Below are 15,687 nucleotides of genomic sequence, written 5' to 3'. Positions count from 1 at the left end.
TTCCTTGCCCCTTATTTAGTTCCAATCAAAGCCACGGCGAGCCCAAACATAGATAAATGGCACCGCCAACAGTTCTACAAATAACATCATCGCCAACATTCCAAACTTGCCTTGTTCCATAAAGGAAACCGCCCAGGGATAGAGGAACACTACCTCTATGTCAAAGATGATGAACATCATCGCGGTCAGGTAGTACTTCACGGGAAAACGCGCTTGGTTGCCACGGTTCGGGGTGGGGTCGCAACCGCATTCATAGTTGGCGTTTTTGACTTTATCTGGGCGGGAGGGACCCATGATTGCGCCCACTGCCATCCCGGCGATAGCCACAAACAAGGCCGCCGCAAGCATTATCAGCAAGGCAATATACAGATTCACGATTTCTCCTTATATTTAGCGCCCCGGAGCGGTGGGGATTAGCGAGCCACCGCTTCGGTTTCCGGGCAATGCGCCGCGTGGGCGGGCATCGCGCAGCCGTGAGTCACGTTTCGAGTCCCGCGACCGCACCCGGCATCGACCCTAGATACCGTCTAGGCATAAGGGAACGACTGACCTCGAGTCCAGGGAACACCCTACTAGTTTTTTTCCCAGCCTGTTATCATTGCTAAAATGAAGCTCTTTTTTGGCGGAATTTCACGGTTTCAGGCGCGATGGAGGTGCGAATTTGCGGGGTTTAAAGAAATTATATCCTTGCATAAATACGGGCGTTTCCTTTGTTTTGCACGCGAGTGACCATTTTGGCTCGATAGCGCGTGGGAGCACGCTCGCGGGACGAGAAGGGGGAGCACCCCCTCAAGTTTTTGCTGGCGCAAAAACTTTCACCCCCAGTCCCGCGTTAGCGTTGCTCCCACTTGCGCTACCTCGCTTACAAGCTCGCCTCGCGTGCCACACAGCACAGTCGCGTGCTCAGCTTCGTAATTTACGGAGCTGTCCCCGGAAGATATCGTGGTTACCCTAGAAAAATACCTCGTCAACGCCCGAAAGGATTCGCTATCTTCGTGGTCAGATCGTGGTTACCCTAGAAAAATACCTCGTCAACGCCTAAACAAGGGAATTCTATTGCTACTTGCCGGACTTTTGATTAAATCATGGGAATCCGACACCAGATAGCAGGCGATTTTAACAAAATCAGGAGAATCAGGGGACGCCATATGGGGGATTTGATTAATCCAGGAAAAACCGCCCCAGGGGTGCCAAATTTGGGCACGCCTCAGCCGGATTCTCCTGAAATCGCCAACGCACACAGGTACTGCGCTGGGCAACGCACCCCAACAAGACTGAAATTCTTACCAGCGAAACCCCGCCCGAAATCCAGAAAGACGCAGCCCCTAGCGGAACTGTTGAAACGTGTGCGCACCTGCGGCGGCTACGCCACGATATACTCCCTGCGTAATGACGGCGTCACCCGAGTTATCGCCTGTATCAAACAGGAATCCGCCCTGCCCTCCAGCCCCACCGATTTACCCCACGCGGTCGCAGCTTCGCCACTCAGGGAATTTCACCTAAAACCACGCCGCGAATCCCGGGCAAGCACCTCATGAACCCACCGAAGCAACCGAAACTGCTTTCAAAATCGAAACCTGGTTTCCCTTTTGAAAGCAGCCCTAGCGACACGCTAGCGCCACTCGCCCAGGAAAAAGTCCCGAGCCGACACCACCCGGATTCCCGCAAAATCGGTTACCACCTGGGGTTTCCTGGTAACAATCAACTTGGGGTACGAATCGCGTAAAGTCCGCAACGGGGCAAGTTCGCGTTCCTGGGTCGCGGGGGTCGGCATATCATCAGTGGCCTGAATATACAGCCGCTCACTGTCCTTGATGGCCACGAAATCAATCTCTTGACCGTAAATCTTGCCCACATGCACCGCGTACCCCCGGAACAGAAGCTCTAGGTAAACCGCGTTTTCAAAAATCCGCCCCGCATCACTGACCCGGTATCCCCCCAGGAAAGACCGCAGTCCCAAATCCACAATGTAGTGCTTTGGGTTCGTCCGCAGCATCGCCTTACCGTGCAGGTCATAGCGTGTCGCCCGGTAAAACAGGAACGCCTGGTTCAGGGCTTCAATATAGGATGCTGCCGTGGGATGCGTGGTTTTCATACCCGCCGAAGTCAGCGTGTTGGCAATACCGGAAGCCGAAACCAGATTGCCAATATTGTCTGCCAAGTAAACCGCGATGCTGCGCAGCAATTCCGGGTTAGTAATACGGCTTTGCTCGCGGTTGCGCTCCCGGTTCACAATGTCACGAGATGCCACCGCCTCATACAAGCCAGACAGGTAAAGGGCGTGTTTTTCCTGGTCGATGTCACCGCCAGCAAGAGCCGGCATTCCCCCATAGCGCAAATACTGGGCAAAAAAATCCTCGAACAACACCGGTCGTCCCGCCGCATCCAGGGTCACGTTTTTCCCCGGCGCGAAAGACAACCCACAAAAATCGGCGTATTCGCCAAACGCCAACGGCAGCATCTTAATCTCTACATACCGCCCCGACAGGTACGTGGACAGTTCACTAGAAAGCAAATACGCATTAGAACCCGTCAGGTATATATCGCAGTCAAAATCTACTCGCATCGCGTTGACTGCATTTTGCCAGTTCTTGATTCGTTGTGGTTCGTCCAGAAAGAAATAACTGCGCCCCTGCGGGTTGAGGCGCTGACGGAAATAATCGTAGAGTTCCCTATCGCTGTCTACCGGGCAAGACATGCTTTCTAGATTCAGTTCCACTGTCCACGTCCCCGGTGACTCCCTCTCCAAGTGCCGGCGAATCAGCGCCAGCAGGCTCGATTTGCCGCAACGCCGCACCCCAGTAACGACTTTAATCAAGTCGGTGTCGCGAAACAGCAACGCCTGGTCAAGGTAGTGTTGCCGGTTCATGAGGTGCTGGCTCAACTTCGCCCACTTTCAAAATCTAAACCCGGTTTCTATTTTGAAAGTATAACCCACTTTATCGGCAGGCACGCGCTAGCGAGACGAAAAGGGGAAGTATCCTCGTTGAGGAACCCACCCCGGTAACGACTTTAATCATCCCGTTACCCATCCGGTCAAGCAACTGACCCAGGTAGATATCCCGCTGGATTTCCGCACTCTCAGCATATCTAGCTTTGAGTGATTTTGCTTCATGTAGCAAAATTACTCAAAACAGTCCGCGTCGAAATCCAGGCAATCGCGGATTGGCGCCAGTTTCGCCTCGGTTTCCAGGAACTCGCCCTGCGGATCAGAATCCGCCATAATCCCCGCGCCTACCTGAGCCGATACTGCCCGTTCGCTGACCTGGGCGCAACGCAGCGCGAGGGCGAACTGGCCGCCGCCCCGCGCATCGACCCAGCCCACCGGCCCGGCGTAGCGCCCGCGATCTAGCTCCTGGCGCCTAATGAAACCCAGGGCGACCTCGCGCGGCAACCCCGCCACCGCCGCCGTCGGGTGAATCACCCCCAACAGGTCAAACACGGTTTTGCCGGGCGGAATCGGCGCGGTTACGTCCGTTGCCAAGTGCACCAAATTCGGCAATTCCAACCGGTACGGTCCGCGCGTTTGCACCGCGCTCGGCTCGCGTCCGGGTTCATGAGGTGTCCGCCCAGGCACCGGCGCGGATTGTTCGGGTTCATGAGGCACCCGTCCGGGTTCGCGGGGTGCCCCTGCGGGTTCATGAGGTGCTGGCCGGGTTTCTGTCTCTGATGGTGGAAAAAACGGCCTGGCCTTGTTCTTATAGTCCAACCTAACCCCACTTTTTCCACCGTTGGCGAAGTTTTCTCCCGGCGTAAAGGCTCTCGCCTCCGGTTGCTGAAATCCTGGCGATACCACAACCGGGTTCACGCAACCATTCGTAACCACGTCTGCGGAACTTCCCGACAGCAACGCTTCCAGCGGCGCTACGACCGAGGCCACCGCCAACTCGTGTTCACGCCGGTTTTTCGCCGATTCCATCAGGTTCACCCCCTCGCCCGGCCGCGCGGTTCCCGCCAACACCCGCGCGTGAGCTACCCGCTTCCCCGCCGCCACGCCCACAGCCTCGCTATTGGGTGCCTCGCCGCGCGCCTCCAGCAGCATTTCCGGGGTCGCCCCCGTAAGCCCACCCACCGAGAAAACCCAGCAATCCGGGTATTTTCGGGACAGCAACGCCACCAAACGGGCGCAAGTTTCCGCCACTGGCGCGGGCTTGACCAGCGGAAAGTCCACTCGCCGGGCGCACACAATCTTGCGTGCCGCCCCCGCCCGGATCGCCGCGACCGCCGCCCGAACATTCGCCTCAAAACGTTCGCGCCCCGGGTTTTTCGGTGCCCCCACGGGGATTCGGGTACAGGGTTCAACTTCGCTCGGGTTCGTCGGATTCACGAGGCGCATACCGGAATTTACGCGCCAGGTTTCGGCCTGGCACCTCATGAATTCCACCAAATCCGGGCGGGGTGCCTCCGCGCGATACGCCACCGTCAACCACGCACCCGCCGCATCCGCCCCGAAAACCCAGCGGGGCACGGCGAAAACCGGAGGCGCCGCGTCGAAACCGAAAGAAACGAAGGCCACCAGACCCGTGCCGCGCCGCTGTACCCGGTCATCAACCTGAGCCTGGGCAGCCAACTGTTCCCAGGCTCGCCCCGCCGCCGCCAAAAAAATATTTCCGCGCTGTCTTACCAGGTCATCGGCCTGTGTTTTGACATTCACCCGCTCCTCAGCCGACGTTATTCCCCCCGCCGGATTCCCGCAGTATTCCCAGGCCGGGGACTCAGCGCAGCCGACCAGGGTCAGGCTGGCACCTAATGAACCCGGCGAACCCGGCGAACCCACAGACCCCGGCGAATCCGGCGAATCCGGCGAACCCGCAGACCCCGGCGAAGAAAAATAAAAATCGGTCGCCGGCAACGGACGAACCGGAACCGGGCAGGTCGAAACAAACAGCATCCCTCCATCCTAGCCAACCCCAGCCCGACAGCCGGCCGGCTGTCGCGAGTCTGGCGCGGCGCGTCACCGGATTTAGGGGTTTCACCCGGAATACCGAACATAACCGGTGCGATTTCGGTCGTATCATCTTATATCCGACGATGTGGTCGAAATCGCACCACTTACGATTGGCACCTCGGGAACCAGAAAACCACAGGGTTCACTGCAATTGGTGGATGTTTGGATTCATATGCTGGTGCGACCGCACGACGACGCAATCCGACTAGAATAAAGCTCATGCGCGCAAATCTGGACAAAAACCCGCACGACGTGAAATCTATGTTCAACGCGGTGGCGAAACATTATGACCTGATGAATTTTTTGGCCTCGCTGGGACAGGAAAAGTTTTGGCGCCGGGCGACCCGCCGCGCGGTCGTGACTCGCCCGGGAATGCGGGTGCTTGACGTCGCGGCCGGCACGGGAGCCAGCGCCATCGAGTTTGTGCGCGCGGGGGCTGAGGTGGTCGCGGTGGATTTTTCGCAAGGCATGATTCATGAGGGGCAAGTCCGGCACCCAGAGCTTGATTTCCAACAGGCCGATGCCATGAACCTCAAGTTCGCGGACAATTCCTTCGACGCGGTGACCATCAGTTTCGGGCTGCGCAATGTTGCGGATCCCGACCAGGCACTGCGCGAATTTTACCGGGTGCTGCGTCCCGGCGGGCACCTGGTGGTGTGCGAGTTTTCCCGCCCAACCTGGGCGCCGTTCCGAGCCTTGTATCGGTTCTTTCTAGATGCCGTCCTGCCACCGATTGCGCGCCTGGCATCCAGTGATGCGGTGGCCTACGATTACCTGACCGAGTCGATTTTGGCTTGGCCTTCACAATACCAGTTCGCCACGCACTTGCGTGACGCTGGCTTTGAACACCTACAGCTGCGTAACTTGACCGGCGGCATTGTCGCTCTGCATCGCGGCTACAAGCTTAAATAACCGGTCGGGGGTAATGCCCGAATGGGCATTACCCCCGACCTACGCCTAAATCCCCCGGCCCGCGCATTTCTCCCCTTTTCGCACGATGCCCAAAAGGCAGTGACTCGGTTTCCACGAGTCGCCACCAAAAGCCCCACCTAAATCCCCCTGCCCGGATTCCCTCCCCGCTTCCTAAGAGGTGCCTTGAAGTCGAGCGCGAAGCGGCGCTCGAAGGGGCGGCACGACGTAGGGCGATTCATGGTTTACCGTCATTTTTCTTGGCAACTTGTTGCCTAGAAAAATAGGACAAACCATAGCTAGCCCGGTCGTGCCGCCCCAGAGCGCCGCGTAAGCGGTCAACTGACACTGGCGCCTCATGAACCCGCCTACTGTGCTTGCAAGGTAACCGAAACTTTCATCTCTTTGCCGTCACGCACAATCTGCAGGTCAACTGTGTCGCCGACCGCATACTGGCGCACCCAACCGATTAGCGAACGCATCCCCTTGACCTGTTTACCGTTAATGCCCACAATAATGTCGCCGGCCTTCAGGCCCGCCTTGTGCGAGGCTCCGCCACGTTGCACCTCTTGTACCGAGGCTCCCAGGCGCGACACTCCACCTACCGAGGCAATATCGTCGCCCACCACGACTCCCAGGGCGGCATGAACTGCCTCGCCGTGTTCAATTAGCTGGGTGGCAATCATCTGGGCTTGGTTAATGGGTATCGCAAAGCCCAGGCCAATCGAACCCGTGGCCGTGCCGCCGCCACTCAGGGTCGCAATCGAAGAGGTCACGCCGATAACTCGGCCTTTCGCATCGAACAGCGGCCCGCCGGAATTCCCGGGGTTCACCGCCGCGTCAACCTGGATGGCATTGGTGTAAACATCGTCTTTCGGTTTGGGTCGCGGCTGGGGGCGAATCAAGCCGTCGTCCGAGCCCCCCAGGTCGCCGCCAAAGAACTCACGCAAATCGAGTCCCGGGCCACTGTCTTCCTCTTCTTTACCACCCGGCACCGCGTCGACCCGCACCGTGCGATCCAGCGCGGACACAATCCCGGTGGTCACAGTAGAAGACAATCCCAGCGGGTTGCCGATAGCCGCGACGGACTCGCCGACGCGAAGTTTGCTGGAATCCCCCAGCGCCACCACGGTCAAATCCTTGGGCGGGTCGACGATTTTGATAACCGCCAGGTCAGTTAACACATCGCGTCCCACGATTTCGGCCTTGTACAGCCTCCCGTCGTGCAGTTCCACCATGATTTTCCCGTTTCCATCGGCGGCAGCCGCGACCACGTGGTTATTGGTCAAGATATGTCCCGAGGAATCGATTATCGCTCCGGATCCTTGTTCGGCGCCACGATTGGTGCGCACGTTGATAGCGACCACGGCGGGTCGCACGGCTTTCGCGACGGATTCCCAGTCGGGGTTTTGCGAGGTCGAGTTCGCGACCGGCGCCGGGGTGGATACGCCTTTATCGTCGGGGTTGAACAGGGTCGACTTGCTGGCTTCGGCTTTGGCCGGCAGGTTCGAGGTCACGGTATAGAACCCGCCGGTGGTGACTAGCGAGGCCGCCACCGCGATGCCGATGGCTCCCAACCATCCCGGGCCGCGTCGCCGGGCACGCGAGTCGGTTGCCCCGCCCCAGGTTGCGCTGGTTTGCAGGGGTTTGGCTGCCGCCAGCGGATCGTTGAATCCGGGTTGTCCCCAGAATTGGTTGGCGCCGTATTGCGCACCGGGCTGCGGGTTGGTGGGGTTTTGGTTTGCGGGTTCATGAGGTGCCATCGGGGTAGCATCCTTTCCGGGAATCGTGTCCGCCCCGGGATTTCCGGGTGTGGCCGGGGTGGCTGCTGCCACCGAGCCCGCCCCGCTGGGGTTCGCGAACGGGTTTACGGGCAAGTTCGTTTCTGGATTCATGTTCGCAGTGGCGGACTGGTCGTGATTCGGAGCCCCCGGCTGGGTCGTAGTGTCGCCTGTACTGGGATTCGGGATGGCACCTCGTGAAGCCGAGGCGTCCGAAACACCCGACGCGAGCTGCGCCGAAGAGTCCGGCGCGGCGGATTGAGGATTGGGGGACGGGGTCTGCTGCGGGCGCCCGTCGGGGGAAGCCCAGGGATTTTCTGCGTTCACTTTCGCTCCTTTTGTCTTCGCGGCGGATGGAACCACCGTGGCCTTGCGGCCTTTCACAGTGTCAAATTTAGCGTTGCGGGGGCACGGGGGAAACCCGGGGAATCCTGCCATGGAATGATTTTGTGCTCCTCCTCATTGCGGACACATAGCGTCAAGTAATCTTGACAAATGAGGTTGGTGCAAGCCCCCGACCCGCGGTTTTACCCGACCCATTACCCTAGCAAAGCGCTTATGTGTCTATGAGCATAACCCGCACCAGGGATAGCCCCACGACCGGGCGCGCCAGCACCGCCCGCAATTCACCCAGGTCACACACGGTTTCCGCCGGCCATCCGGCCGCGCGAGCCAGCGCTACCGGGTCGGGGACTTGCGGGGTCAAGAACAGGCGCTCCAACACCTCAGGGGCCGCGCACCCGTGCTCCAGACCGGCGAAAATCTGGCCGCCGCCGTTGTCCAGCACAACGACCTGCAGATTCGGGGTCGCCTCGAGCCGTCCACGAACCAGCGCCCCCAGATCGTGAAAGAAACTCACATCCCCCAGCACCAGGCGCATCGCTCGGTGCGCCGCTGGCTCTCCCACCCCCCCAGATTCACCGCAGGACGCCAGACTTCCAGACACCTTCACATCGATACTTGCACCAACCCCAGATTCACCGCAGACCGGTTCGTTCGCGGCTCCCGAATCGCGCGGATTTCCCGCGCGCCGAGCCGTTTGACTCGCCAGCGCCGCCCCCCACGCGCAGGCTATCGTGCCGTCGATTCCGGCCAACCCGCGGTTCGCGTACACGCACCGAGCCAGGCCATTCGCGTCGGTCGGGGTCGTCTGGCTCGGGCTCGCCCCGGTTTCATGAGGTGCCATCCCGGATTCCGCGCGCTGTCCCCTGGCCATGTCCTCTTTGTTTTCGGCACAGCGGTTTGCTAAAGCACCGCCAAGATCCCCACCCAAAACCGGCAGGGTATTCCCTGAAATACCGCCATTTCCGCTCTCCCCTAATGAACCCGACGAAGCCAAGTCAGTCCCCAGCCCCGCGATTGCATCAAAGGCACGAATAGTCGAGGACGACCCCAGGAACAAGTCCACCGGTTCCCTGCCCGCTCCCGGTTCCGCACCGGTGCCCGGTTCCACGCTGGTTCCAAATTCCACCCCCGTACCCGCGACCCAAATCTCGCGCGCGACCTGGTAAATCCCCCACTCGGAACACAGTTCCCGCGCCACGACTTCGCCGGCCTGGCGCCACTGGTGCACCCAGGATTCCGGGTTTGCCTCCAGGCTTGCACCCAGCGCCGCCGCGTCGCTCCACCGCCGGTGTTCACCCCCGTCCAGGTTGATTCGCAATCCCGGCGAATCCAGGAATTCGGCTCGCGCCTCATGCAACAGCCGCGTCACCGGGCGTGTCAGGGTGGGGCGACCGACGACCAGCACCCGGCGTATCGCCCGCGCCCAGCCCGCATCCCCGGTCACTCGGCTGTAGGCTCGCACCGCGTTGGGGTGGAAGCGCCAGCGGGTGGTCGGTTCGGCGAAAACCGGCACGCCGGCGGCCTCGACCGCGCGCCACAGTTCGTCCGCCCCGGGGAAGTCCTCGCGCGACAAGTCACCGACAATCAGCACATCGCCGCTGATGGTGGGGGCTTTCGACCGCGCGACTTCATGAGGCGCCGACCCGGAATCCGCCGCACTTACACCCCAGCCCGCCCCGGATTCATGAGGCGCCGGCTGGGGTTCCGCGCTGGTGTGTCCACAACTATCGTTATGGACACACCAGGCGGATTTCGACTCCACCCGAGATTCACCCGAACCTGTGACCCGACCCCTTACCCTGCGTGCTACAGTGCTAATTTCCTTAGGCGCCCGCAACTCGAACCGCGCCTGTACCTCGGGGGGCACCAGCGGTTCCACAAAGCTGACATTGAGGTGCACCGGACCGGGCTGTGGCTCTGTATTCCAGTTTTGTCCCCAGCCACAATCCTGACCCAGATTGACCCGCAAGTCTTGCCCTTGACTCCGATTTTGCCTCAGGACTTGTCCCCCATCATGCCCGGAAATATTGGTTTCTGTAGCCGACTCCCCGGCACTTGCATCCAAAGTGACCGGGTTATTTCCCGGCTCAGAAAGGTCGAGGGACTCGGCACTTTGCCCCGGAATCCCGGCTGGCACCTCGTGAACCCCGAGGCAACCGCAACAAGCCGCAACGGCCGCGCGGGCAACGGACTCCAACGCACCCCAGCCGCCAGGCTGCAAGTCGGCTTCGAAACGAACAAAAGACCGGAAAATCCCCGGCTGAATCGTGGTCTGGTTCGCGCCCGACCCGCGCAATGCCGCCGGACGGTCGGCACTAACCACCACCAGCGGCACCCGGGCGTGATGCGCCTCCATAACCGCCGGTAGCGCGTTTCCCACCGCCGTCCCGGAGGTCATCACCACTGCGGCCGGCCTCCCGGAAGCCCGAGCCGACCCGAGAGCCATGAAAGCCGCGTCACGCTCGTCAATGCGCACGTGCACGGCCAGTCGCAAGTCACGCGCGGCCAGCTCCGCCAATGCATATCCCAGGGGGGCATCGCGCGAACCGGGGGCGTAATACCAGTTGCGCACCCCCTCCGCTGCGAGTGTCCGCACCAAGACCCGCGCCCGCTCCATCGAATCCATCGAATCCATCGAATCCACAGTTTCAGCCACCCCTCGAGTTTATCGAAGCATTCCCACAGCCTTAATACCTCCGCCGTCACATTCCTGGTTTGAATCCAGCTAATTTCGGGGTATTTTGCCCGTATCCGTCGCCCATTCCGGTTGCCCTGGCAGAAATCCGGGAAAAAATGAGGGGAAGGTGCAATATATGGAGCCTCACCCCCATTTTTTCCTAAATTTCTGCCACGACCCCCGCTGCACCATCAACTAGGCCTCGAATTTCAGCGTGTATTCCGGCGCCAGTTCCAGCACATCCCCCGGCTGTACGTTGTACGCCTGGCCTGCCACCAGTTCCAACAGGCTCCCATCCGCACGACGCAACAGGGTGCCGTTCCCGGAACCCAGGTCGGTGACGCTGACTTCCCAGCCGTCCTGGTGAATCCGCAGGTGTTGGCGGGAAATCTCTAGCAGCCTCGGCGGGGTTTCCAGCGCGGTCACGCCCGGGATTCCCCCGGTTTCCGGGGCGCGACCCACCACGATATCGCCCTGCAAAGGACGCATCTGGCCGTCAGCTGCCCGCACCCACCCCAACTGCGGGACAGCCACCAGCATCGGCGCCCCCAAGGTTCCGCCGCACACCCGGCAGCGCGGAAAATCGGGCGGATTATGGTGACCTAGTTCACAAATTCGCACTTCAAAGCGCGGCGCGTCCCCGGTTTCAACGTGTTTCATTCGCGTTCCTTTTTCGTGGGGTCGCTCGCGGTTTCATGAGGTGCCATTTCCACGGCCGGCTCTATATCCAAAACCACCACAGTCACATTATCCAATCCGCCCGCTCTCAGCGCGGCCTCTATCAGGGATTTTGCCGCTGCTTCGGGGGTGGGGGTGTCAGCGAGCACCCGTTCGATAAGCGCTTGGCGAACCAGCGAGTGCAACCCGTCGGAACACGCCAGGAAACGTCGCGTTTCCCGGCTGAGCTGCTGGGGTTTCCGCCCTGTCATGCCAGTCGGGTTGCCCGCATTTTCGCTGCCCGTTTTCCCGCCTGGCTCAGCGCCGGTTTTGGCGTTATTTCCGGGGTTATGCCCAGTGTTTGGCGCTGTACCCGCCACGGGCAACCGCCAGGTGTCAACCTGCGGGAGCGTGGTTTGCCCGGCGCCGATAGCGCGGGTAATGACCGAACGATTGGGCATAAACGGCACCATTTCCGGGGTTATCAGCCCGGCCTCCAGCATCTGGGCGACCTGGGAGTGGTCGCGCGTCAGTTGCCGCAACTGCCCGCCCGCGAGCACGTAGGTGCGCGAATCCCCCACATTCACGACCAGCAGCTCTGCCGGGGACTCCGGTGGCGCGGGCGGATGGGGTGGTTCCGGGGGATGCGGCGGTCGCGGGGGTTGGGGTGGTTCCGGGGGTTGGGGTGGCGCGGGAGCCGCCCCGGATGGCGCCTCATGAACCGGAGGTAAAACCCCGTTGACCAGCACTAACCCGGTCAGAGTCGTGCCGGGCGGCGAGATGGAATAGTCCAGATTGGCGTCGGCCAAATCCATGACTTCGTGACAGGCCGTAGCCAGCAAACGGTGGAATTTTTCGATGCTGAGGGCGCGACCGCAAAAAGGCTCCAGGGCATGCAACAGGGTCGCGGAGGCTTGCTTCCCGCCGGCGTGCCCGCCCATGCCGTCTGCGACCAGGAAAAACGGGGGCGCAACCAGGAAGGAATCCTGGTTGTCGGCGCGTTTCAAACCGATGTCGGTGCCGGCTGCCCAGGACAGCCGCCACTGCGGGACACTGGATTCGCCGGAAGCGACCGAAGCGGATTCAGAGGGCACCTGTCCTGAAAACGACTGCAAAAACCCCCCGGTACCACCAAGGATAGCGCCGCCGCCTAGGGGTGGCGCCGTCCTCAGAGTACTCTCGCCAGTCACAATCTCCATAGCGTCCCCTCGGTGTTCATGAGTTGCTGGTTAAATTCTAGCAACTGTCAAGAATTAAATGCCCGCTATCATTTCCAGGCGTTCGCGCCACCGCGCACTGAGTTCCGCGTCCGGCGCGGGCAAGTCCAGGTTTAACTGCGGTTTTATTGGCGCAATGAGGTAGCCGTTCTCGAGGCGGGGTTCCTCGACCAGGATTCCGCCGCGCATCAGTCGCCCGGTGCCCAAACCCATTGCCACACTCGGCTGGGGGTTCGTTATGCTAGGGCTAAAACGATCCGCTGGAGTGTTTTTTTGCGCTCCGGCCAGTGACGGCGAAGTCTGCGGGTCGGAGTCCTGATATAGCATTGTCGCCAGCGACATTCCCGCCACCAGCCCCACCCCGGAATCCAAAGCCGAAGACACCACGACCATAGGTCTTGCCTCGGTACCGTTCCTTTCACTGTTTGTTTTAATCCCGTCCTCCGTAATTTGGCAGTCCGCGTTATTTTCGCGCGGCGCCGCAGTCGCAGCGTGGAAACGAATAGGCGATGGTAACGATTTGGCGTCGCCGCCGAAACTCCTTTGGGTGCTTGCACCCTGGAAACGGTCGCGATTGACCGTTTCCGGCGAAAATTCTTGCGTGGCGAAGCCGAGGGATTCTTGCCGTTGCACAGTAGGCGCAAATGCCTGCGCCATCGCCTGGGCTAGGGCTTGTAAGGCTGCGGCCGGGCCGCGCAGTGGCATTGCCTTGATTACCATGGCGGCGAGCCCAGCTGCCACTACTTCCCGGATGGCCAAGGCCGGGTCGGGGGCGAGGCGGATTGATTCGTCGGCCGCTATCGGGGCGATACCTTCGGCTTGCAAAACCGCTAAATCGCGCAGGTCACGGCAGGGTTGTTCGGCGTATTCCAGCCCGCCGGCGGCCTCAACCAGGCGTGGCAGGTTTTCTCGCGCCTGTTCCAGGCTCCACGCCGCGTTTACGTCAACGCGGATTTGCCCGCCACCCGTTTGGGTCGCTTGGGTTGCGCCACTCGCGTTTGCTGCCAGACTGACCCGCTCGTTTGTTCCACCGGCATCATAGCCGCCACTCGCGTTCACCTCGCCACTCGCGTTTGCTGCGTTGGTTTCGACTTCATGAGGCGCTTGCCCCCAGCCGCTCACTTTCGGATTTACACCGTCCCCGATACTTAAAATATCGCCTCCACCAGCGGTGTTGCCACCCGTTGCCAAATTGTTCACCCCGGATCCATGAGGTGCCCATCCCGACTGGCACCTCATGAACCCGTCACTACCAGGGGCATTAATAGCCGCGCCGGGTCCCCACAATTCATCCAGAGCCGCGCGCACTGCCCGAACCCGCGCCACGTCCGCGTCCAGATTCGCGCGGGGGTCGGCGACCTTGACCTTCGCGGTGCGACACCCCGATTCCCGCGCAATCTGGCTCGCAACCTCGGGCGGGACTATCGGCACGGTGACGTTGAGCGCGACCGGCGCGGGGGGAACCGGCAGCCCCTCGCGCGCTATCGCCAGGGCACCCTCGAACCAGCGCCTGGCCACCGCCGGCGCATAGTTCCAAAACGGTGCGGCCTCTGCCAGGCCTCCCGGGCCGGCCAGAATCAGTCCGTCGCGCGCGGTTATCCCGCGAAACTGGGTAGTAAGGGGGATTTCATAGACCCAGGCGGCCTCCACGCCCGCCTCCGCGAGCCACCGCGCGGCACGCGGGCCAGGCTCAAAGCGGGCGAGCCGCGCCAAGTTCTTACCCATTGATTCTTTGTCCTCTCTGTTTCATACGTGGCAGAAATTCAGGAAAAAATGACCCTAAGGCTTCCATATACGCACCGCCCCCCGCATTTTTTCCTGAATTTGGTACAGAGCTCCCCTCAGATGGCATCCGGCGAATCGGGAATGACCGACACCGAGGCCACGATTTTAGTGCCCACCTCGCGCAGCGCCCCGAAATCCGGGGCGGCGACCTGGAAAGCTGCCACCCACAAGCTGCCCGGCTCGGATCCGCCGGCAACACCAGGTTTTTTGCTGGGTAAGACTGCCGCCCAGCGCTGTTGCACTCCTTTGCCGCTGGCCAGGCGGGTGATAGCCATAATCCCGGGGACACCGGCGAAGGGCGCAGCCTGGACATCGACCAGTTCCCAACCGGCGGGAACCACGACTCGCCGCAAAACAGCCATTATCTCGTTGACGCTAACCGCAGCGGCGCCAATACTAGGCTCCGCCTTGATTCCAGTGCCAGCGGCCGGCCTCGAACCCGCATCCGCACCGGATTCAAGCTCGGCTTCCAAATCGAGGCTCGTCTTCCCATTCAGGCTAGCCTCGATATCAAAACCCAAGCGCTCATCCGAACTGGCACCTCGTGAACCTGCATCCGCACCCACATCCGCACCGGATTCAAGCTCGGCTTCCAAATCGAGGCTCGTCTTCCCATTCAGGCTAGCCTCGATATCAAAACCCAAGCGCTCATCCGAACTGGCACCTCGTGAACCCGCATCCGCACCCGCATCCGCACCCACATCCACACCCGCCTCGGGCGACTCGGGCGACTCGGGCGACTCGGGCGCCAAATCCGCCGACATGACCAAAAACCGCGCGCGGGGGCGGAAATCGTGGGGCGTATCCACCGCGAAACGCGAGCGCAACCGCAACCCGGGCACGGCACCGGGCGCCCCCGGATCCAGGTTCAACACCCAGTTTTCCGGGTAAGCCAGCGACACCCCAGCAATCACCTGGGTGTTAAAGTATTCAAAGCCGCGCCGCGCTACCGTCCGGTCGCGCCGCTGCTTAGCTTTTTCCACGCGCCGCAACGAAGCCACCGCCGCTCCCAGGCGCTCCTCTTGCATCCAACGCGGACGCAGCCAAACCGGTACCGGCGCGGGAACCAGCGCCCACAAGGCCAACCCGAAACCCACCAGCGCCAACAATCCGGACAGGGGAATCCCCCACACGCGCCACCACGACAGGCCGGTGGCATAGGTCGCCAACGCCTCGAACACGGTCACACCCAGGCACATCAGGGTCAGGCCGGGAATCATAATCAGCAAAATCCGATCCCCAAAGTCGCCCTTCGCCAGCCCGTCGCGAATGAACTTGACTTTCGGGGTCATATAGGTCGCCACCGTCAACGCGATACCAACCAGCGTCGCCACCAGAAACGTGAAGTCCACGCTCGCTCACCTCTCT

11 protein-coding genes are annotated in these 15,687 nt (G+C 61.1%); 2 read left to right on the top strand and 9 right to left on the bottom strand.

Going from position 1 to position 15,687, the window contains the following annotated elements; all coding sequences use genetic code 11:
- Positions 1-15: 15 nt before the first annotated feature.
- Positions 16-375: an NADH-quinone oxidoreductase subunit A gene (ndhC, locus tag HMPREF0577_RS00190; protein WP_004011602.1), complete on the bottom strand. Its 360-nt coding sequence runs from the start codon at positions 373-375 to the stop codon at positions 16-18.
- A gap of 710 nt (positions 376-1,085) precedes the next feature.
- On the opposite strand from ndhC, the gene HMPREF0577_RS00185 reads away from it, so the two are divergent.
- Positions 1,086-1,538 carry a hypothetical protein gene (locus HMPREF0577_RS00185; protein ID WP_172606781.1) on the top strand — a complete coding sequence of 151 codons (453 nt, stop codon included), beginning with the start codon at positions 1,086-1,088 and terminating at the stop codon, positions 1,536-1,538.
- A gap of 74 nt (positions 1,539-1,612) precedes the next feature.
- Here the strand turns inward: HMPREF0577_RS00185 and HMPREF0577_RS00180 are convergent, their stop codons facing one another.
- Positions 1,613-2,869, bottom strand: a complete 1,257-nt coding sequence (locus tag HMPREF0577_RS00180) for an ATP-binding protein (RefSeq protein ID WP_004011598.1) — start codon at positions 2,867-2,869, stop codon at positions 1,613-1,615.
- A gap of 255 nt (positions 2,870-3,124) precedes the next feature.
- Positions 3,125-4,891 (bottom strand): chorismate-binding protein, encoded by a 1,767-nt coding sequence (locus HMPREF0577_RS00175; RefSeq protein WP_244854242.1) that lies wholly within the window; start codon positions 4,889-4,891, stop codon positions 3,125-3,127.
- A gap of 276 nt (positions 4,892-5,167) precedes the next feature.
- Here HMPREF0577_RS00175 and ubiE point away from each other — a divergent pair, with 276 nt between their 5' ends.
- Positions 5,168-5,860 carry a bifunctional demethylmenaquinone methyltransferase/2-methoxy-6-polyprenyl-1,4-benzoquinol methylase UbiE gene (gene ubiE, locus HMPREF0577_RS00170; protein WP_004011595.1) on the top strand — a complete coding sequence of 231 codons (693 nt, stop codon included), beginning with the start codon at positions 5,168-5,170 and terminating at the stop codon, positions 5,858-5,860.
- Positions 5,861-6,225: 365 nt separating this feature from the next.
- Here the strand turns inward: ubiE and HMPREF0577_RS00165 are convergent, their stop codons facing one another.
- The 6 genes from HMPREF0577_RS00165 to HMPREF0577_RS00140 all read right to left on the bottom strand — a co-directional run bounded on the left by HMPREF0577_RS00165 (position 6,226) and on the right by HMPREF0577_RS00140 (position 15,671).
- A complete protein-coding gene (locus HMPREF0577_RS00165) occupies positions 6,226-7,965 on the bottom strand; it encodes a trypsin-like peptidase domain-containing protein (RefSeq protein WP_248613613.1) in 1,740 nt (579 codons plus the stop codon).
- Between the two features lie 229 nt (positions 7,966-8,194).
- The gene (locus tag HMPREF0577_RS00160; RefSeq protein ID WP_004011593.1) at positions 8,195-10,618 is read right to left on the bottom strand and encodes a thiamine pyrophosphate-binding protein; all 2,424 of its coding nucleotides are present in this window, start codon (positions 10,616-10,618) and stop codon (positions 8,195-8,197) included.
- A 237-nt stretch (positions 10,619-10,855) separates the two neighbouring features.
- Entirely contained in the window at positions 10,856-11,320 is a 465-nt protein-coding gene (locus HMPREF0577_RS00155; RefSeq protein ID WP_036342077.1) for an FHA domain-containing protein, read from the bottom strand.
- Positions 11,317-12,516 carry a PP2C family protein-serine/threonine phosphatase gene (locus HMPREF0577_RS00150; protein WP_004011590.1) on the bottom strand — a complete coding sequence of 400 codons (1,200 nt, stop codon included), beginning with the start codon at positions 12,514-12,516 and terminating at the stop codon, positions 11,317-11,319. The genes HMPREF0577_RS00155 and HMPREF0577_RS00150 overlap by 4 nt, the downstream gene beginning before the upstream one ends.
- A 54-nt stretch (positions 12,517-12,570) precedes the next feature.
- Positions 12,571-14,259, bottom strand: a complete 1,689-nt coding sequence (locus tag HMPREF0577_RS00145) for an enolase C-terminal domain-like protein (protein WP_004011589.1) — start codon at positions 14,257-14,259, stop codon at positions 12,571-12,573.
- Between the two features lie 116 nt (positions 14,260-14,375).
- Positions 14,376-15,671: a hypothetical protein gene (locus HMPREF0577_RS00140; protein WP_004011588.1), complete on the bottom strand. Its 1,296-nt coding sequence runs from the start codon at positions 15,669-15,671 to the stop codon at positions 14,376-14,378.
- Positions 15,672-15,687: the final 16 nt, after the last annotated feature.

It is taken from the genome of Mobiluncus mulieris ATCC 35243, from assembly GCF_000160615.1.
Taxonomy (GTDB): Bacteria; Actinomycetota; Actinomycetes; order Actinomycetales; family Actinomycetaceae; genus Mobiluncus; species Mobiluncus mulieris.
The sequence above is the reverse complement of the archived record's forward strand: the minus strand, read 5'-3'. Positions and strand labels throughout refer to the sequence as shown.

Bases quoted from the DNA above. Each gene is read 5' to 3' on its own strand.
- HMPREF0577_RS00185 (WP_172606781.1), top strand. From the start codon at position 1,086: ATGGGAATCCGACACCAGATAGCAGGCGATTTTAACAAAATCAGGAGA.
- HMPREF0577_RS00180 (WP_004011598.1), bottom strand. From the start codon at position 2,869: ATGAACCGGCAACACTACCTTGACCAGGCGTTGCTGTTTCGCGACACC.
- HMPREF0577_RS00175 (WP_244854242.1), bottom strand. From the start codon at position 4,891: ATGCTGTTTGTTTCGACCTGCCCGGTTCCGGTTCGTCCGTTGCCGGCG.
- ubiE (WP_004011595.1), top strand. From the start codon at position 5,168: ATGCGCGCAAATCTGGACAAAAACCCGCACGACGTGAAATCTATGTTC.
- HMPREF0577_RS00160 (WP_004011593.1), bottom strand. From the start codon at position 10,618: ATGGATTCGATGGATTCGATGGAGCGGGCGCGGGTCTTGGTGCGGACA.
- HMPREF0577_RS00155 (WP_036342077.1), bottom strand. From the start codon at position 11,320: ATGAAACACGTTGAAACCGGGGACGCGCCGCGCTTTGAAGTGCGAATT.
- HMPREF0577_RS00150 (WP_004011590.1), bottom strand. From the start codon at position 12,516: ATGGAGATTGTGACTGGCGAGAGTACTCTGAGGACGGCGCCACCCCTA.
- HMPREF0577_RS00145 (WP_004011589.1), bottom strand. From the start codon at position 14,259: ATGGGTAAGAACTTGGCGCGGCTCGCCCGCTTTGAGCCTGGCCCGCGT.